Below are 17869 nucleotides of genomic sequence, written 5' to 3'. Positions count from 1 at the left end.
GCAGCGCGGCACCGCCGGTACAGACTCGTCGCCTACTCTCGTAGCCATGTCTGCGCAAGGAACCGCCCGCAGCGGCGTGCTCGCCCGCGTCCTCGGTGTCGTCGGAGCGAGCCTGGCCGGAGGGCTGCTGATCACCGTCGGCGTCACTCCCGCCCTCGCCGTCACCGGGCTCGCCGCCAACAACCCGATCGGCCTCTTCGAGACCGTGCCCGAGTACCTCGAGCTGGGCCAGCTGGCGCAGAAGACCGAGATCTACGCGAAGAACGCCGACGGGACCGACGGTCTCCTCGCCTCCTTCTACGCGCAGAACCGCGAGGAGGTGGCCTTCGACCAGGTCAGCCAGTTCGTGAAGGACGCGGCTGTCTCGACCGAGGACCCGCGCTTCTACGAGCACGGCGGCGTCGACCTGCAGGGCACGATCCGCGCGGTGCTGAGCAACGTGGTCGGCGGCGATCTGCAGGGCGGGTCCTCGATCACCCAGCAGTACGTCAAGAACGTCCTCGTGCAGAAGGCCGAGGCGCTCAGCGACACCGACGCCGCCGCCTCGCAGGCCGCCTACGACGAGGCGACCGCCACGACGCCGGCGCGCAAGCTCAAGGAGATGAAGCTCGCCGTCGACCTCGAGAAGAAGTACAGCAAGGACGACATCCTGCTCGGCTACCTCAACATCGCCGGCTTCGGCGGGCAGGTCTACGGGATCCAGGCCGCGGCCGAGTACTACTTCTCCAGCACAGCGGCGACGCTCTCGCTCGCCCAGGCCGCGAGCCTGATCGCGACGGTGAACAACCCCAACGGCCTCCGGATCGACCAGCCGGAGAACATCCCCGAGAACAAGGTCCGGCGCGACTACGTCCTGGGCCGGATGCTCGAGGAGGGGAAGATCTCGCAGGCCGACCACGACGCGGCGGTGGCCGAGGAGGTCGTCCCCGCGATCAAGGAGACGCCCACGGGCTGCCAGCAGGCCGGCAACGCCGCCTTCTTCTGCGACTACGTCACCCGCGTCATCCAGAACGACCCCGCCTTCGGCGACGACGAGAACACCCGCTTCGCCAACTTCCAGCGCGGCGGCTACAAGATCTACACGACGCTCGACCGCGAGCTCCAGGACGTCGCGACGGCGGCCACGAACGCCGCGGTGCCGAAGGTGCCCACGAACGACGTCAACATCGGCAGCTCGACCGTCTCGATGGAGGTGGGCACGGGCCGCGTCCTGGCGATGGTGCAGAACAAGGACTACGACGCCGCCGGCTCCGTGAACGGAGCGAACTTCTCGGCGATCAACTTCAACACCGACACGGCCTACGGCGGTTCCGCCGGCTTCCAGGTGGGGTCGACGTACAAGGTCTTCACCCTCGCGCAGTGGCTCGCCAACGGCCACACCCTCTTCGAGACCGTCAACGGGCGGATCCGCACCTTCGAAGGCTTCCCCGCCAGCTGTGTTCCAGGCGGTGAAGACGACACGCCCTACAAGGTCGGCAACGACGAGGATGAGAACGGGACCTTCAGCGTCCTGGCCGGAACCATGCAGTCGATCAACACGGCGTACCTCGCCATGGCGCAACAGCTCGACCTCTGCGCGATCCGCGACCAGGCCGCCGCCTTCGGCGTCAAGGCGGCCGACGGCGGCCAGCTCGGAGTGAAGCCGTCCTCGGTCCTCGGCTCGGACTCGAACATCTCGCCCCTCTCGATGGTCACCGCCTTCGCCGGTTTCGCAAACAACGGATCGGCGTGCTCGGCCATCGCCATCGATTCGATCACCGACGCGAGCGGAACCGCGGTCCAGCCGCCGACGTCGACCTGCAACCAGGCGCTCTCGCCCGAGCTGACGGCCGTCGCGAACTACGCTCTGCAGCGCGTCGTCACCTCGGGAACCGCCGCCCAGTCCGATCCCGACGACGGAATCGAGCACATCGGTAAGACCGGCACCACGGACAACGCGGAGTCGACCTGGATGGACGGCGCCAGCTCGCGCGTCGCCACGGTCGTCTGGGTCGGCAACATCGACGGCCACGTCTCGATGCGCGAGGTCCGCTTCCCGAACTCGGACCTGGAGTCGCGGCCCTACGCGTCGAACATCCGCCACTACATCTGGAACAGGGTGATGACGGCCGCCGACGAGAAGTACGGCGGAGACGACTTCGCCGAGCCGAGCAGCGCGCTGCTGAACGGCCGGCAGATCGCCGTGCCGAACGTCGCCGGGCAGTCCGTCGACGACGCGACCGAGGTGCTCGAGGACCTCGGCTTCGACGTCGAGGAGGGCGCCACCGTCGACTCCGCGACGCCCGCCGGGACCGTCGCCGGCACCGACCCGGGCGCCGGGACGACGATCGCCCGCTACTCCAGCATCACGCTGCTCGTGAGCAACGGCGCCCTGGTGCCCGCGCCCGAGACGCAGGCGCCCGCTCCCACGGCGACCACGGCGCCGACCGCCACGGCCGAGCCCACCGCGGAGCCGACCGCGACTCCGACGCCGCTGCCGACCGCGACGCCCACCACCACCCCGACGGCGGAGGTCGACCAGTGAGCGGCTTCGATCCCGGCTTCCTGGGCGCCCCGCTCGCGGCGCCCCGTCCCTCAGGTGACCGCGTGGTGCGGCAGCTGCCGTACACGCACTTCGAGGTGCTCCTCGACCCGGAGCGCCGGCTCGCGCTCTCGACCGCGGTGAACATCGACGGCGCGCGGCTGCTCGACCTCGGCCGCGGCGACGACTGGCACCTCGACGAGCGCGTGCCCGCGAGCGAGCAGACCGGGCCGGAGGTGTACGCGCGGAACGACTTCGACCGCGGCCACCTCGTCCGCCGCCGCGATCCCGTCTGGGGCGAGCCGGCCGAGGCGCGCGCCGGCAACGTGGACAGCTTCTGCTACACGAACGCGGCGCCGCAGGCGAGCGGCTTCAACCAGTCCAAGGAGCTCTGGCTCGGCCTCGAGGACCTCGTCCTCGAGTACGCGCAGGCGAACCGCGCCCGGATCGACGTCTTCACCGGCCCGGTGCTGGCGGAGGGCGACCCGGTCTACCGCGGCATCGGCATCCCGCTGCGCTTCTGGAAGATCGCGGCCTGGAGCCCTGACGGCACGACCCTCGCGGCGAGCGCGTACCTGCTCGACCAGACCGCGCTGGTGCGGCGGATCGTCGACGGCGAGGACCGCGAGGGCCTCGCCCCGCTCGGCGCCTACCGGACCTTCCAGGTCGCGGTGTCGAGCCTGGCCGGGCCGACGGGTCTGGACCTCGACGCCCTCGCCGCCGTCGACGTCCTCGGCGCGGCCGGAGCGCGGGCGGAGCCGCCGCGCGAGCTGCTCACGGCCGAGGACGTGGCGCGCGGTCTGACCGCCCGCTGAGCCGCACGCCGAGCCGCCCGCCGAGCCGCCCGGCGGTCCAGGATGGGGGCATGACCTCCCCCGTCCTCGTCGAGATCGACGACTCCGGCACTCCCCTGCTCCGCGATCCAGGGGCCGGGCTCGTCCGCGTCGACGAGCCGGGGTATCTGCGCGGCGACGGCGTCTTCGAGACGCTGGCCGTGATCCGCGGCCGTGCTCGCGGGCAGGAGGAGCACCTGACACGCCTCGCGGCCTCCGCCGCGGCCGTCGGGCTCGAGATCCCGTCCGCCGAGGTGTGGTCCGCGGCGATCGCCCTCGCGGTCGCCGAGCACGACGCGGTCGAGGACCTCAGCATCCGGCTGGTCGCGGGCTACCGGGACGCCACGACGGCGCGGGCGACGGTCCGCGCGGAGCCGACCGCCGACTCCTCGGAGCTGCGTGACCGGGGCGCCGCCGTCGCCGTGCTCGACCGCGGCTACCCGCACGGGGTGCAGGAGGAGGCCCCCTGGCTGCTCAGCGGCGTCAAGACGACCTCCGGTGCCGTCACCCGCGCCGCACTGCGCGAGGCGAAGCGGCGGGGCGCCGACGACGTGGTCTGGCGCACGAGCGACGGCCTCCTGCTCGAGGGCGCGACCTCGAGTCTCGTCCTGCTCGCGGACGGGGTGCTCGTGACGCCCGCCGCCGGCGCAGGGATCCTCGATGGGACGACGGTGGCGAGAGTGCTGCCGATCGGCGAGGGGCGCGGCCTCTCCTCCGCGCGGCGGGACCTGCCTGTCGCGGCGCTGGCCGGCGCCGACGCGGCCTGGCTGGTGTCGAGCACCCGGCGCGCCGTGCCGATCCGCTCCGTGGACGGACAGCCGCTCGCCGTGGACCGCGCGCTGACGGCGGCGTTCGAGCAGGGGCTGCTCGCCGACTGACGTGTCCCGGGCGCTCAGGCCGCGTCGGCGAGCTCGCGCGCCGTCCAGGCGCCGACCCCGACCGACTCCGCATGGCGCAGGTCGTCGACGGTGTCGACGTCCAGCCGCAGCGTCGAGGACTCGGTCAGATCGAGCACGCGGTAGCCGGCAGCGACGTGCTTCTCGCGCGAGTCGAGACCGAAGGCCGGCTCCGGGCCGGTCCCGCCGGGCAGGAGCAGCGCGGTCGTGCCGCTGCCGGCGCGGTCGCCGACCATCGCCGGGGTGTCGCCGGCGGCGGCGAGCGCGGCGTCGAGATCCGCGGCGGTGAGCGCTGGCAGGTCGGCGGTCAGCGCGATCACGGGCGAGCCGGGGCGGTGGTCCTGCGCCGCCGCGATGCCCGCGGCGACGGCGGGATTGAGCTGCCCTGGATCGCCGACGACGTGCAGGCCGGGGTGCTCGAGCGCGGCCCGCTCCACCGCGGACATGTCGGAGGTGACGAGGACGACGGCGCCCACGGACTCCGCCGCGCCGACCGCGGCCAGGGTGTCGAGGAGGAACGCCTCGGCCAGGGCGGAGCGCGCGACGAGCTCGAGGCGGGTCTTGGAGGTGCCGCGGCCCCGGTACACGACGACGGCGGTCCAGGCGCCGCTCACGACGCGACCCGCCCGGCCGCTTCTTCGAGCCCGGCCGCGTGGCCCTCGGCGTAGCCCTCCGCGTGCGCCTCGTCGGCGCCGACCCGGAACATGTCGTCCGGACCGGTGCGGGTCAGCGTGCGGGCGCCCGGTGCATCGAGGCCGCTGACGAAGCGGTCGAGGCCGCGGACAACGGCGACGGGATGCCCGGTCGCCTTGCCCTTCACCAGGTCGCCGAGCGCGGCGATCTCGTCGGCGACCGCGGGCATGGTCACCGCGAGCGTCCGGCCGAGCGCGTCCACGGCGCCGCGCAGGTCGTCGATCACCAGCAGACCGGCCGCGCCGATCGCCGCGTCGGTCTGCCCGACCCGCCACGCACGGCCGAGCGTGTCGCTCACGACGACGCCGACCCGGGCGCCGAGCCGCTCGCGCAGACCGGCGCAGAGCGCGCGGGCCGAGGCGTCCGGATCCTCGGGCAGCAGCAGGACGGTGCCCTCGGCGACGTTGCTGGAGTCGACCCCCGCCGCCGCCTGGACGATGCCGAGACGGTTCTCCACGATCCGGGTGACCCCGTGCGCGTGCGCGCGGGTGGCGACGACGCGGACCGTCTCGGCGGTGATGGCGTCCTCGCGGTCGTCGGCCGCGACGACCCTGCCCTCGGCCTTCGAGACCACCTTGCTGGTCACCACGAGGACGTCGCCGTCGACCGGACGGTCGGGTTCGGGAGCGGCCGCGACCGCCGCGAGGATCAGCTCGAGCAGGTCGTCCCCCGGGACCACCTCGGGGATCCCCTCGAGGACCCAGGCCGCCACGCGCATCGCACTCATCCCGCCATTGTCCCAGGCGCCGGAGACGCGGAGCGCACGCCCCCGGGGCGCTTGCGGCCCGGGCCCGGAACGTGCGAGCGGACGGTCAGGAAGCGAGGTACGCCGCGACGGCCGGCGGCACGTAGGGCGAGACGTCGCCGCCCAGCCCCGACACCTGGCGCACCAGCGAGGAGGAGACGTGGGCGTGCGCGGGGTCCGGCAGCAGGAAGACGGTCTCGACGTGCGCGAGGTTGCGGTTCACGATCGCCATCGGCGTCTCGTAGGCCACGTCGACCTGCGAGCGGATGCCCTTCACCAGGATGCTCGCGCCGACGTCGGTGCAGTAGTCGACGAGCAGTCCCATGCTCCAGGAGGCGACGACGATCGACCCCTCGATGCCGGCCTCGGCGATCGACTGCTCGATCAGCGCGACGCGCTGCGCGATCGGCAGCAGCGCGGTCTTGGACGGGTTGTGCACGACGACGACGTGCAGCTCGTCGACGAGGCGCGCGGCGCGCTCGATGACGTCGAGATGCCCGAGGGTGACGGGGTCGAACGAGCCGGGGACGACGGCGATGCGGGCCATGCCTCCAGCGTATCGGGCGCCCCGGCGGGCCTACCCGGACCCGACCACCCCGTCGGGGGTCAGCTCTTGCCGAGGAACTCGCGGTCGCGCTCCTGCACGCGCCGCTCGAGGGCGGCGCGCAGGCGGTCGTGCGTGGCGAGCACCGGGTCGGTCTCGAGCAGCCGCTCGGCCAGCACCCGCGCCTCGAGTATCATCCAGGAGTCCTGCACCACGCGCAGCAGGCGGAGGGAGGAGCGCCCACCCGACTGCGAATCGCCCAGCACGTCGCCCTCGCGGCGCAGCTCGAGGTCGGCCTCGGCCAGCTCGAAGCCGTCGAGGGTCGCCGCGACGGTCTCGACCCGCTCGCGCGCGGTCGTGCCGGCCTCGGCCGCGGTGACGAAGAGGCAGACGCCGGGCACCCCGCCGCGCCCGATCCGGCCGCGGAGCTGGTGGAGCTGCGAGACGCCGAACCGCTCCGCGTCCAGGACGATCATCATCGACGCGTTCGGCACGTCGACGCCGACCTCGATCACCGTCGTCGAGACGAGGACGTCGATCTCCCCGGCCGCGAAGGCCCGCATGACGGCGTCCTTCTCCTCCGCCGTCATCCGGCCGTGCAGGGCGGCCGAGCGCCGCTTCCCGAGCAGGGCGTGCCCGCGGACGCCCTCGATCGTCTCCGACACCGTCGACAGCGGGGTGGCCGCGGGCTCGTCCTCGCCGGCGAGCGGACCCTCCGCCGCCTCCCCCGGCTCGATCGCCGGGCAGACGAGGTAGACCTGGTGGCCCTTGCGGATCTCCTCCTCGGCCCGCTCCCACGCCCGGGCGATCCAGGCGGGGTGATCGGCCAGCGGCACCACGTGGCTGGTGATGCCCGGGCGACCGGCCGGCAGCTCGCGGATCGTCGAGACGTCCAGGTCGCCGAAGACGGTCATCGCGACCGTCCGCGGGATGGGCGTCGCGGTCAGCACGAGCACGTGCGGCGGCTGCGCCCCCTTGCGCCGCAGCGCGTCGCGCTGGTCGACGCCGAACCGGTGCTGCTCGTCGATCACCACCAGACCGAGGTCGTAGAACGAGACCTTGTCGCCGAGCAGGGCGTGCGTGCCGACCACGATCTTCGCGGTGCCCGAGACGATCCGCAGCAGGGCCGCGCGCCGGGCCGCGGCGCCGAGGCCGCCGGTCAGGAGGGTCGGCGAGAGCTCCGCCGCCAGCTCCGGCCCGAGGGTGCGCACGATCGAGCGCAGGTGCTGGCCGGCGAGCACCTCGGTGGGCGCGAGCAGCGCGGACTGCCCGCCGCTCTCGGCCGTCGCGAGCATGGCCCGCAGCGCGACCAGGGTCTTGCCCGAGCCGACCTCGCCCTGCACGAGCCGCGACATCGGCGACTCGGCCGCGAGGTCGCCGGCGATCTCCCGGCCGACCGTCCTCTGGTCGTCGGTCAGCGTGAACGGCAGCGCGGCGTCGAAGCGCTCGAGCAGACCGCCGGGCTCGGCGACCCGCCGAGTGCCCGGGGTCGAGCGCGCCGCAGCCCGCCGCTCGAGCAGGGCCAGCTGCAGCAGGAACGCCTCGTGGAAGCGCAGGGTGTCGCGCGCCGGGATCTCCTCGCCCTCGCGCTGCGGCCGGTGGATCAGCTCGAGCGCGGCGCCGAGGTCGAGCAGCTTGCGGTTCGCGCGCACCTCGGCGGGGATCGGGTCCTGCACGTACTTCAGGTCGTCGAGCACCACGTCGATCGCCGCCTGCAGCTGCCAGCTCGCGATCGTGCTGGTCGCGGGGTAGATCGGGATCGGCCGCTCGGTCCAGTCCTTCGTGAGCGCCGACTTCGCGATCGGGCCGTGCGCCGTGACCTCCTCGTCGTCGAAGAGCCGGTAGTCGGGGTGGGTGAGCTGCTTCGTCTCGCGGAACATCGACACGGTTCCGGCGAAGATGCCGCGCACGCCCCGGCGCAGCTGCGCGGCGCGCCAGGGCTGGCCGAAGAACGTCAGCGAGAGGGTGCCGGTGCCGTCCGAGATGATCACCTCGAGCAGTCCCCCGCGGCGGTTCTTCATCTCGCGCGAGCGCACCTCGCGGACCTCGGCGACGATCGTCACGTTCTCGCCCACCGGCAGCCGCGACACGTCGGTCAGCTCGCCGCGCTTGGCGTAGCGGCGCGGGTAGTGGCCGAGGAGCTCGCCGACCGTGCGGTAGCCGAACGCCTTCTCGATCGGCTTGGCCGTGCGCGGGCCGATCAGCGGCGCGAGCGAGGCGTCGAGGGGGTCCGGGATCACCCGACGATCATAGGTCGGACCTCGGACGCCGGGCCCGCGCGAGGCCCGGGAGGACCGATCGCGGCGCGACAGCGGCGCTCAGGCGGCGGCCGGTGCCGACGGAGGAGCGCAGTCCGGCGACCACCGTCGTCGCCGCGCGCCAGCCCGCGGACTGCTCCGCGACCACCGGCGCGTAGCGGACGCGCTCGACCCCCTGCCGGAGCTCCCGCAGGGCCGACCGTGCGCCCTCGTCCTCACCGAGGGCATCGGCGATCAGAGCCTCCTGGGCTCGCGGCGACTCGCCGTCCTCGACCGGGACACCGAGGTCGCGCGCGCTCGCCACCAGCTCGGCCCAGGCCGGCTCGAGCGAGCCGTCGGCCGCCCGGCGCCGGCGCACGGCGCGCTGGACGACGCGCAGCAGCCACGGCACGAGCAGCAGCAGGACCAGCAGCGACCAGAGCGTGACGACCGGGGCGGTGGACGCCGTGGAGCCGCCGAGGGCCCCGGGCGTCGCCGTCGCGGTCGATGCCGTGGGCGTCGGCGTCGCCGTCTCGCCGGGCTCCGCGCCGGGCGCGGCACTCGCGGCGGCTCCGGGGGTCGTCGACGGGGCGGAGGTCGTCGCGCTCGGCAGCGTGTACGAGGCCGGGGCGCCGCGGCTCGGCGTCGGCTCGAACGGGAGCCAGCCGACGCCCTCGAAGTACAGCTCCGGCCAGGCGTGCAGGTCGGACGACTGCACGCGGTAGCTGGTCAGCTCGGTGCCCGGCGAGGGCACGACCGAGCCCGGCTGGTAGCCGATGGCGAGCCGGGAGGGGATCCCCAGCTCCCGCGCCATCACGGCCATCGCCGAGGCGAAGTGCACGCAGTAGCCCTCGCGGACCTCGAGGAAGGAGGCGAGCACGCCGACGCCGTCGCCGTCGTAGCCCTCCTCGGCGGGGGTGTCCTCGGAGTAGCGGAACTCGGACGAGCGGAAGAAGGTCTGCAGCGCGCGGGCCCGGTCGTAGGCGGTGACCTCGTCCGCGGTGACCTCCGTCGCCGTGCTGCGGACGATCTCCGGCACGTCCTCCGGGAGCGAGAGGTAGCGCTCGAAGCCGGTGGGCACGGGCGCGTCGAGGAGCTGCTGCGGGTCGGGCTCGAGGCGCAGCGCCTGCACCTGGTACTCGTCGCCGGCGCGGGTGGTGGCGTCGCCGCGGATCGAGCCGTCCTGCACGTCCTGCAGCCAGCCGTCGCCGACCCCGCTGAGCTCGGAGACCGGGTAGGGCACCGGCAGCCAGCGGCTGCGGAGGGTCTCGACCGAGACGTCGACCTCCTCGGTCTCGCGCGGAACGGCCTCGCCGAGACCGGCGGGAGCGATGGGAGCGGCGATGTCCGCGGTCTCCTCGGTGTCGCTCGGCGCCCAGTCCTCGCCCTCGAAGTCCGAGACGGTGAGCACGCGGAGATAGACCGGCAGGTCGGAGTCGGTCGCGTAGCGCAGCACCGTCACCGGGTTGGGCCGGCGGAGGTCGGCGCCGAGGGCGACGACCGGGTCGATCGAGCCGTTGAAGAGCGTGCCCGAGACCCCTGACGGCGTGGAGACGCGGGTGAAGCCGCCCGCGGAGCCGGCGACGAGCCCCGCGGCGATCACGACGACCCCGGCCATCGCGATCGACGGCACGGCGGCGCCGAGCGAGCCCCCGCGCGGCGCACGGCGCTCGGGACGCGCGCTGACCGCGAGGATCCCGAGGTAGACCAGCGCCGTGAGCAGCAGGCTCGGCCAGGAGACGTCGGCCGGGTCGATGATCGCCGGCACCGCCAGCAGGGTGGCGGGGAAGAGACCGGCGAGCGCGGGCAGCCGCACCGAGAAGGCGAAGAGGTCGGCGGCCCAGGCCAGCACGACGACACCGCCGACGAGGAGGAAGGCGATGCCGTTGTCGGCGACCGCCGGCAGGCCCTGCTCGGCGATCGAGGTGAAGCCGGCCTGGGCGAGTGTCTGCGCGTCGGCGATCGCTCCCGGCGTCGGGACGAGGAAGAGCAGCGCCCGCCCGGGCACGAACATCGCGGTGAGCACACCGACGGCGGCCAGGGTGCCGAGGATCGGCGGGACGACCGGGTGAGCGCGGACGGCGCGCGCGGCGGCCGGGACGGCGAGGACGACGCCGACCGCGACGGCCAGCTGGACGAGCCAGCCGATCCCCTCGAGAAGACGGCCGATGCCGGAGGACGCGGTGACGAGCGAGAGCCAGAGCAGGACCGAGAGCAGGACCGAGCCCGAGCGGGCGTCGCGCCCGCGGCGGCTCACGCGACCACCCGGAGCGCGAGGGCCTGGGCCCACGCCTCCTCGACGGCGGTGCGCGGGGTGACCGGGACGGGGTACCAGCCGAGGGAGCCGAGCGCGGCCTCCTCCTCGGGGGTGCCGCCGACCAGGAAGGCGACGGCCGGGCGGGCATGGGCGGCGAGGGAGGCGAGTGCGGCGAGGTCCTCCTCGTGCAGCCGGGAGAGGACGGCGAAGACCGGGCGGCTGCCGCCGGCGTCGCGCATCTCGGCGGCGATGCGGCCGACCGCCTCGACCGACTCGGCGGCGGGGGCGAGCTCGGCCAGGCGCAGCAGCACGTCGTGCGCGGCCTCGCGCTCGTCCTCGGAGCGGACGGGCTGGTCGGGCGCGCCGGTCTCGATCAGGTGCGTCTCGAAGCCGCGCTCGAGCAGGTGCACCGCGAGCGAGGCGGTCATCGAGACCGCCCACTCCAGGCGGTCGTCACCGCCGCGCTCGTCGAGGATGCGGGCGGCCCGCGTCTCCAGCAGGATCCAGGCGTGCGGGTCGGTGTTCTGCTCGTCCTGGCGGACCTTGAGCTCGCCCGAGCGGGCGCTGGCCCGCCAGTGCACGCGGCGCATGGCGTCGCCGGGCCGGTAGTCGCGCGGGATCACGTCATCGGTCCCGGCCCCGGCAGTCGCGTGGGCGACCGGGCTGGAGCCGCCGGCGCCGTGGGCGTCGAGCACGTCGCTCTGCAGCGGGACGGCCCGCGGAGTGACCACGAAGGGCTGCGCCGCGCCCGCGATCGTCTCGCGCACGGCCAGGCCGAAGAGGTCGCCGCGGAGGAGCCGCAGCGGGCCGATGCGGTGGATGCCGCGCCGCCCCGCAGGGAGGCGGTAGCGCGCGCGGACCCGGCTCGAGCCGCTCCCCCGCTGCGCGACCGCCGGCAGGGTGAAGGCGCCGCGGGCGACGGTGCGCCCGGAGACGAGACCGCGCTCGACGCGGTCGAGCCGATCCTCCGCCCGGGCACCGGCCCGCAGCGCCGCGCCGCGGTTGTCGAGGACGACGTCGACGTCGACCACGTCGCCGACCGCGACGACCTGCGGGGCGAAGCGCCGCTGCACCTGCAGCACGGGCGTCACGGCGAGCAGCGCGAGGACGGCGGCGACGGGCAGGCCGAGGAGGACGATCCCCACGAAGAGCAGCTCGCGGAACTCGATGATCGGCGCGACGACGATCCCGAGCGCGCCGAGCACGACCAGTGCCCAGCCGCGCAGGGTGAGCGCGACCCCGCGGACCGCCGGGAGCGCGCCGATGCGCCGAGCCGGGCGCTCCGCACCGCGCCGCTGGGGCTCACGGGACCGGGGTGCGCCGGCGCGGGGACCGCGCGGCTCAGTCGGCACGGCCGCTGAACGGGACGGGGGTGGCGGCGACGATGCGCTGGACGATCTCGGTGACGGAGTGCGAGGCGCCGGTGCCGGAGCGGCCGGGGAGCCGGGTCGCCGGCAGCAGGCGGTGGCCGAGCACCGGCACCGCGAGCACGTCGATGTCGTCCGGGACGACGAAGTCGCGGTCGTTGATCGCGGCGAGCGCCTTCGCCGCGGCGATCAGCTGCAGGGTCGCGCGCGGGCTGCCGCCGAGGCGCAGCTCGGGGTCGATGCGGGTCGCCTGCATGATCGCCACCACGTACTCCTGCACCGGCGGGGCGACGTAGATCGACTGGACGTAGTCCATCATCCGGGCGAGCTGGTCGTGGCCGACGACCTGGCGCAGCTCCTCCAGCGGGCTCGCGGCGTCGCGGGTGCGGATCATCTCGAGCTCGGCGCGCTCGTCGGGGTAGCCGAGCGAGAGCCGCGCCATGAAGCGGTCGCGCTGCGCCTCGGGGAGGCTGTAGGTGCCCTCCATCTCGACCGGGTTCTGCGTCGCCACCACGGCGAACGGCCGCGGCAGGATGTGGGTCACTCCGTCGACCGAGACCTGGCGCTCCTCCATGCACTCCAGCAGCGCCGACTGGGTCTTGGGCGAGGCGCGGTTGATCTCGTCGCCGATCACCACGTTCGCGAACACCGGGCCGGGCTTGAACTCGAAGTCGCGGGTGGCCTGGTTGAAGACCGAGACGCCGGTGACGTCGGAGGGCAGGAGGTCCGGGGTGAACTGGATCCGCGAGACGGTGCCGCCGACGGACGCCGCCAGCGACTTCGCCAGCACGGTCTTGCCGGTGCCGGGGACGTCCTCCATCAGCAGGTGGCCGCCCGCCAGGAACACGGTCAGGGCCATCGAGACCTCGGCGTCCTTGCCGTCGATCACGCTGCACAGGTTCTTCAGGATCGCGGCGCAGTGGGCGCTGAACTCCTCGCGGGTCATCGCCGACCCGGGAGCCGCACCGCGGTCCGATGCCGTGCCGACTGCGGAGCGGGTCTCATCGAGGGACGTCATAACTGGTGATTCTCGCAGTGCGAACCGGAAAACGGCTCAGGCTTCCGGGGGGCTCCCAGCCCTCGGCGCGAGTCCTATGCTCGGAACGGTGACCAGGATCATCGCCGGCTTCGCCGGATCGCTCACCCTGCGGGTCCCCCGCGCCGGCACGCGGCCCACGAGCGACCGGGTGCGCGAGGCGATCTTCTCGGCGCTCGAGGCGCGCGACGCCCTCGACGGCGCGACGGTCATCGACCTCTACGCGGGCTCCGGAGCGCTCGGCCTCGAATCGGCCAGCCGCGGCGCCGCCTCCGTGCTGCTGGTGGAGCGCGACCCGAAGGCCGCGAAGACCGCCGGCGAGAACGCCCGCGCGATCGCGACGGCCGCGGCCTCGAACAAGCGCCCGAAGCCCCGGATCGAGGTCGTGATCGCCTCCGTGCGCTCGTTCCTCGACGGCTCCCCCGCGGTCAACGCCGACACGGTCTTCCTCGACCCGCCCTACGACCTCCCCGAGGACGAGCTGGCCGCGGATCTCGCCGGTGTCCTCCCGCTGCTCGCCGAGCACTCCGTCGTCGTCGTCGAGCGGAGCTCGCGCAGCCCGGAGCCGCGCTGGCCCGCCGGGCTCGAGCGCGACCGGCGGAAGGACTACGGCGAGACGACGATCTGGTGGGCGTCGCCGGCGGCGGGCGAGTAGCCGAGCCGCCGCCGCGGATCAGCCCGCGGCGCCGTCCCAGCCCAGGTAGGGGTCCCATCCGCCGCGCTCGTCCAGCGCGACTCCGCCGAGCCGCACCTCCGGGGCGCCCTCGCGCACGGTGCCCAGGGGAGTGAAGCCGGGTGGCAGCGCCGTGCCGGGCGGGAAGCAGGCGAGCATCGCGTGGTCCTCGCCGCCGCCGAGAACGAGCGCGCGGGCGAGCGCGGCGTCGATCCCGTCCACGGCCGTCAGGGGCGCGGCGTGGGCGTCGACGGCAGCAGGATCGAGATCGAGCACGACTCCGCTCGCCCGGGCCATCCGCCGCGCGTCGAGGACGACGCCGTCGGAGACGTCCATCATCGCCGTGGCGACGCCGCCCGCCGCGATGCCGGCCGCGATCGGCGGCGTCGGCCGCAGCTGCGCGTCGAGCACCTCGGGATGCTCGGACCGGAGCGCCTGGGCGAGGGCCGCGTCGGGCTCGCCGGCCGTCCGGGCACGCTCGAAGAGCAGCCGGAGGCCGAGCCCGGAGACGCCGAGCGGCCCGGCGGTCGCGATCACGTCGCCCGGGCGCGCGCCGCTCCGCAGCACCGGCGGCCGGCCGTCGAGCGAGCCGAAGGCCGTGATCGCCAGGGTCAGCGTCGCGGAGGCGGACAGGTCGCCGCCGACCACGCCGCAGCCGGGGGCCATCGCCGCGCAGCCCGCGGCGAGACCGTCCGCGATCCCCTCGAGCACGTCGACCCCGAGACGCTGCGGCGCCGCGATGGCGACCACCAGCGCGGTCGGGCGCGCGCCCATCGCGGCGACGTCGGAGAGGTTGGAGGCGGCGGCCTTCCAGCCGAGATCGAACGGCGAGGACCAGGCGAGCCGGAAGTCCGGGCCGTGCACCATCATGTCGGTCGTGACGACGAAGCGGCCGTCCGGCGCCCGCAGCACCGCGGAGTCGTCGCCCGGCCCGACGAGCGTCTCGGCACCGCCGCCGAGCCTCGGCAGGATCCGTGCGAGGACCTCGCCCTCGCTGAGCTCGGCCAGGGTGGGGCTCGGATCCGGTGCCATGGTTCACACGCTAGCGTTGCCGTCGATGTCCTCCCGCCTCCTCCGCACCCCCCTCGTCGCCGCCGCCGCCGTCCTGCTCCTGAGCGGCTGCTCGGCCGCCGTGGCGCTGCAGCCGGCCGACGACGCGACGAACGAGGGCTGCGCCGAGGTCTCAGTGCGCCTGCCCGACGTCGTCGCCGAACTGCCCGAGCGCGAGACGAACGCGCAGGGCACGGCGGCCTGGGGCACCCCCGCCGCCGTCATCCTGCACTGCGGCGTCACGCCGCCCGGCCCCACCACCGAGCTCTGCGTCTCGGTCAGCGGCGTCGACTGGATCATCGACGAGTCGCAGGCCGCCGACGACGTCTACACGCTGACCACCTACGGCCGCGACCCGGCGGTCGAGATCACCGTCGATCAGAGCCGCGCCTCCGGCACCTCGGCCGTCGTCGACCTCGCGAACGCCGTCTCCTACCTGCCGCAGGAGCGCGCCTGCACGAACGTGTCCGACACGGACACCCTCGACCCGCCGAGCACGCCCGCGGGCTGAGCCGTCGTCAGCCCGACGTGCCGAGCGCCGCGGCCGCGACCTCGAGCGCCCGCTCCGGCGTCGCTCCGAGCGCCCGGACCCGCGCCGCGTACGCACCGGCCGCCAGCTGCAGCTCGTGCTCGACCGAGTCGACGCCACCGGAGACGACGGTGCCCGCGCGGCCCCGCGTCTCGACGATCCCCGCGGCCTCGAGCTCCTTGTACGCCCGCGCGACGGTCCCCGGAGCGACGCCCAGCTCCTCGGCGAGGGTCCGCACCGCGGGCAGCCGCGTGCCGACCAGGAGCGACCCCGCGGCGATTTGCGCGGTGATGCCCTCGCGGATCTGCTCGAACGGCGCCCGCGGGCCCGGCTCGAGCCGGAGGCCGAGGCCCGCCGCGGTCATCGGACCGCGGCCGGCACGCGCTCGAGCGCCAGGTCGAGCAGCTCGCTGATCAGGTCGGGGTAGTCGACGCCGCTCGCGCCCCACATCCGCGGGAACATCGAGATCGGCGTGAAGCCGGGCATGGTGTTGATCTCGTTGATGACGAAGCCGTCGGCCGTGAGGAAGAAGTCGACCCGCGCGAGGCCCTCGGCCCCGATCGCGGTGAAGGCGCTGACCGCGAGGGCCCGCATCTCGGCGAGCTCGTCCTCGGTGAGCTCGGCCGGGCAGACCAGCTCCACGCCCTTCATGCCGAGGTACTTCGCTTCGAAGTCGTAGAAGCCGCCGCCGCTGACGACGACCTCGCCGGCCACGGACGCCCGCGGGGACTCCCCCCGGCGCGCGCCGAGCACGCCGATCTCGACCTCCCGGCCGACGATCGCGGACTCGATCAGCACCCGGGAGTCGTGCGAGAACGCCTCCTCGAGGGCGGCGTCGAGCTGCGAGCGCTCGTCGACCCGGCTCACGCCGACGCTCGACCCGGCACGGGCCGGCTTGACGAAGGCGGGCAGGCCGAGCTCGTCGAGGGCCGACGCGGCGTCGCTCGGGTCGTCGCGCCACTCCGCCTCGGTCACGGTGTACCAGGGGGCGACCGCGATGCCCGCGGCGCGGAAGACGGTCTTGGTGAAGTGCTTGTCCATCCCGAGCGCGGACGCGAGCACGCCCGAGCCGACGTAGGGCAGCCCGACCAGCTCGAGCATCCCCTGGACGGTGCCGTCCTCGCCCCACGGGCCGTGCAGGATCGGCAGCACCACGTCGACGTCGCCCAGCGAGCGGACGGAGCCGTTGGCCGCGGTGACGGTCAGCTCGCGGGAGAGCGCCGACTCCGGCCAGCGCACGCGCGTCCCGTTGTCCTCGACGCGCGGCAGGGCGCTCGCGTCGAGCGCGAACTTCTCCGGCCGGTCCTCCTCGAGCACGAACGCGCCGTCAGCGGTGATCCCGACGGGGATCACGTCGAAGCGGTCACGATCGATCGCCCGCAGCACCCCCGCCGCCGTTGCGCAGCTGATCGAGTGCTCGCTTGAACGCCCCCCGAACAGAACGGCCACTGCGAGCTTGCTGGTCATCGAGGTTCCTCTCACCCTGGGGCTCGTCCGAATCCGTGGTCAGGTGCGGCGCGATGTCCTTCGGATCGAGCGTACCGGCGAGCACCTGCGACACCTGCTCGACGATGGGCATGTCGACTCCGCGGGCCCGGGCGAGCTCGAGGATCGGCGCGACAGAGGAGAGTCCCTCCGCCGTCTGCTGCATCGACTTCACGACGTCGCCGAAGCTGTAGCCCTGGCCGAGCAGGCGCCCGGCCGTGTTGTTGCGGGAGAGCGACGAGCTCGACGTCGCGATCAGGTCGCCGAGGCCGGCCAGCCCGGACATCGTCTCGGGCCGCCCGCCGTACGCGACGGCGAAGTCGGTCATCTCGGCGAGGCCGCGGGTGATGATCGACGCCTTGGTGTTCTCGCCGTAGCCGACGCCGTCGACGATGCCGATCGCGACGGCGATCAGGTTCTTCAGCACGCCGCCGAACTCGGTCCCGATCACGTCGGTGTTGACGTAGGAGCGGAAGTAGCGGTTGGTCGCGGCGAGCGCGACCTCCTGCGCGGTGACGAGGCTCTCCGAGGCGATGACCGCCGCGGTCGGCTGCTCCTTGGCGATCTCGAGCGCGAGGTTCGGCCCGGAGGCGACCGCGATCCGGCTCGGATCGATCGGCAGCACCTGCGAGATCACCTCGCTCATCCGCTGGCCGGTGCCCTTCTCGACGCCCTTCATCAGGCTGACGAGGACGGTCCGCTCGGTGAGGAACGGCGTGATCGCCTCGAGGTTCCCGCGGAGGGTCTGCGACGGGATGGAGAGGTAGACGTGGTCGGCGCCCTCGAGCGCCTCCTCGATCCGCGGCGTCGCCCGGATGTTGCGCGGCAGGTTGATCCCGGGGAGGTAGTCGCTGTTGCGCTTGGCCTCGGTGATCTCGCGGGCGAGCTCGGCCCGCCGCGCCCACATCACGACGTCGGAGCCGCCGTCGGCGAGGATCTTGGCGAAGGTGGTCCCCCAGCTGCCGGCGCCGAGGACGGCGACACGGCGCGGCACGGGGATCGG

The 17869-nt window shown here is 74.1% G+C and carries 16 protein-coding genes; 5 read left to right on the top strand and 11 right to left on the bottom strand.

Annotation, left to right across the window (positions count from 1 at the left end; genetic code table 11):
• Positions 1 to 46: 46 nt before the first annotated feature.
• The 3 genes from EDF22_RS05650 to EDF22_RS05640 are packed head-to-tail and all read left to right on the top strand — an operon-like array spanning position 47 to position 4232.
• Positions 47 to 2524 (top strand): transglycosylase domain-containing protein, encoded by a 2478-nt coding sequence (locus tag EDF22_RS05650; protein ID WP_148059121.1) that lies wholly within the window; start codon positions 47 to 49, stop codon positions 2522 to 2524.
• The gene (locus EDF22_RS05645; RefSeq protein ID WP_123703035.1) at positions 2521 to 3336 is read left to right on the top strand and encodes a DNA/RNA non-specific endonuclease; all 816 of its coding nucleotides are present in this window, start codon (positions 2521 to 2523) and stop codon (positions 3334 to 3336) included. The genes EDF22_RS05650 and EDF22_RS05645 overlap by 4 nt, the downstream gene beginning before the upstream one ends.
• A gap of 50 nt (positions 3337 to 3386) precedes the next feature.
• Positions 3387 to 4232: an aminotransferase class IV gene (locus EDF22_RS05640; protein ID WP_123703033.1), complete on the top strand. Its 846-nt coding sequence runs from the start codon at positions 3387 to 3389 to the stop codon at positions 4230 to 4232.
• A 14-nt stretch (positions 4233 to 4246) separates the two neighbouring features.
• Here EDF22_RS05640 and cofC read toward each other — a convergent pair whose 3' ends face one another.
• The 7 genes from cofC to EDF22_RS05605 form a co-directional block, all read right to left on the bottom strand.
• Complete coding sequence (cofC, locus tag EDF22_RS05635) at positions 4247 to 4864, bottom strand: 2-phospho-L-lactate guanylyltransferase (protein WP_123703031.1); 618 nt, start codon at positions 4862 to 4864, stop codon at positions 4247 to 4249.
• A complete protein-coding gene (gene cofE / locus EDF22_RS05630; RefSeq protein WP_123703029.1) occupies positions 4861 to 5661 on the bottom strand; it encodes a coenzyme F420-0:L-glutamate ligase in 801 nt (266 codons plus the stop codon). Before cofE ends, cofC begins: the two co-directional genes overlap by 4 nt.
• Positions 5662 to 5755: 94 nt before the next feature.
• Entirely contained in the window at positions 5756 to 6235 is a 480-nt protein-coding gene (gene coaD / locus EDF22_RS05625; protein WP_123445577.1) for a pantetheine-phosphate adenylyltransferase, read from the bottom strand.
• 59 nt (positions 6236 to 6294) lie between these two features.
• Positions 6295 to 8472, bottom strand: a complete 2178-nt coding sequence (locus tag EDF22_RS05620) for an ATP-dependent DNA helicase RecG (RefSeq protein WP_260303309.1) — start codon at positions 8470 to 8472, stop codon at positions 6295 to 6297.
• 7 nt (positions 8473 to 8479) lie between these two features.
• The gene (locus tag EDF22_RS05615) at positions 8480 to 10726 is read right to left on the bottom strand and encodes a DUF3488 and transglutaminase-like domain-containing protein (protein WP_123703027.1); all 2247 of its coding nucleotides are present in this window, start codon (positions 10724 to 10726) and stop codon (positions 8480 to 8482) included.
• The gene (locus tag EDF22_RS05610) at positions 10723 to 12078 is read right to left on the bottom strand and encodes a DUF58 domain-containing protein (protein WP_123703025.1); all 1356 of its coding nucleotides are present in this window, start codon (positions 12076 to 12078) and stop codon (positions 10723 to 10725) included. Before EDF22_RS05610 ends, EDF22_RS05615 begins: the two co-directional genes overlap by 4 nt.
• A complete protein-coding gene (locus EDF22_RS05605; protein ID WP_208110582.1) occupies positions 12068 to 13039 on the bottom strand; it encodes a MoxR family ATPase in 972 nt (323 codons plus the stop codon). Before EDF22_RS05605 ends, EDF22_RS05610 begins: the two co-directional genes overlap by 11 nt.
• Before the next feature lie 160 nt (positions 13040 to 13199).
• Here EDF22_RS05605 and EDF22_RS05600 point away from each other — a divergent pair, with 160 nt between their 5' ends.
• Positions 13200 to 13784: an RsmD family RNA methyltransferase gene (locus EDF22_RS05600; RefSeq protein ID WP_123445992.1), complete on the top strand. Its 585-nt coding sequence runs from the start codon at positions 13200 to 13202 to the stop codon at positions 13782 to 13784.
• An 18-nt stretch (positions 13785 to 13802) separates the two neighbouring features.
• Here EDF22_RS05600 and thiL read toward each other — a convergent pair whose 3' ends face one another.
• Positions 13803 to 14834, bottom strand: a complete 1032-nt coding sequence (thiL, locus tag EDF22_RS05595) for a thiamine-phosphate kinase (RefSeq protein ID WP_123703023.1) — start codon at positions 14832 to 14834, stop codon at positions 13803 to 13805.
• Positions 14835 to 14859: 25 nt separating this feature from the next.
• Here thiL and EDF22_RS05590 point away from each other — a divergent pair, with 25 nt between their 5' ends.
• Complete coding sequence (locus tag EDF22_RS05590) at positions 14860 to 15363, top strand: DUF3515 domain-containing protein (protein WP_123703021.1); 504 nt, start codon at positions 14860 to 14862, stop codon at positions 15361 to 15363.
• A gap of 7 nt (positions 15364 to 15370) precedes the next feature.
• On the opposite strand, the gene EDF22_RS05585 is transcribed toward EDF22_RS05590, so the two are convergent.
• From EDF22_RS05585 to EDF22_RS05575, 3 genes are read right to left on the bottom strand one after another with little or no spacing between them, the layout of a single operon-like run.
• Positions 15371 to 15745, bottom strand: a complete 375-nt coding sequence (locus tag EDF22_RS05585) for a GntR family transcriptional regulator (protein ID WP_123703019.1) — start codon at positions 15743 to 15745, stop codon at positions 15371 to 15373.
• Positions 15742 to 16848 (bottom strand): D-alanine--D-alanine ligase family protein, encoded by a 1107-nt coding sequence (locus tag EDF22_RS05580; protein WP_123703017.1) that lies wholly within the window; start codon positions 16846 to 16848, stop codon positions 15742 to 15744. The genes EDF22_RS05585 and EDF22_RS05580 overlap by 4 nt, the downstream gene beginning before the upstream one ends.
• Positions 16745 to 17860 carry an NAD(P)H-dependent glycerol-3-phosphate dehydrogenase gene (locus EDF22_RS05575; protein ID WP_173286025.1) on the bottom strand — a complete coding sequence of 372 codons (1116 nt, stop codon included), beginning with the start codon at positions 17858 to 17860 and terminating at the stop codon, positions 16745 to 16747. The genes EDF22_RS05580 and EDF22_RS05575 overlap by 104 nt, the downstream gene beginning before the upstream one ends.
• Positions 17861 to 17869 lie beyond the last annotated feature (9 nt).

The organism is Rathayibacter sp. PhB127, from assembly GCF_003751665.1.
Lineage (GTDB): Bacteria > Actinomycetota > Actinomycetes > Actinomycetales > Microbacteriaceae > Rathayibacter > Rathayibacter festucae.
Note: the sequence above shows the minus strand (reverse complement) of the source record. Positions and strands in the feature narration are given on the sequence as shown.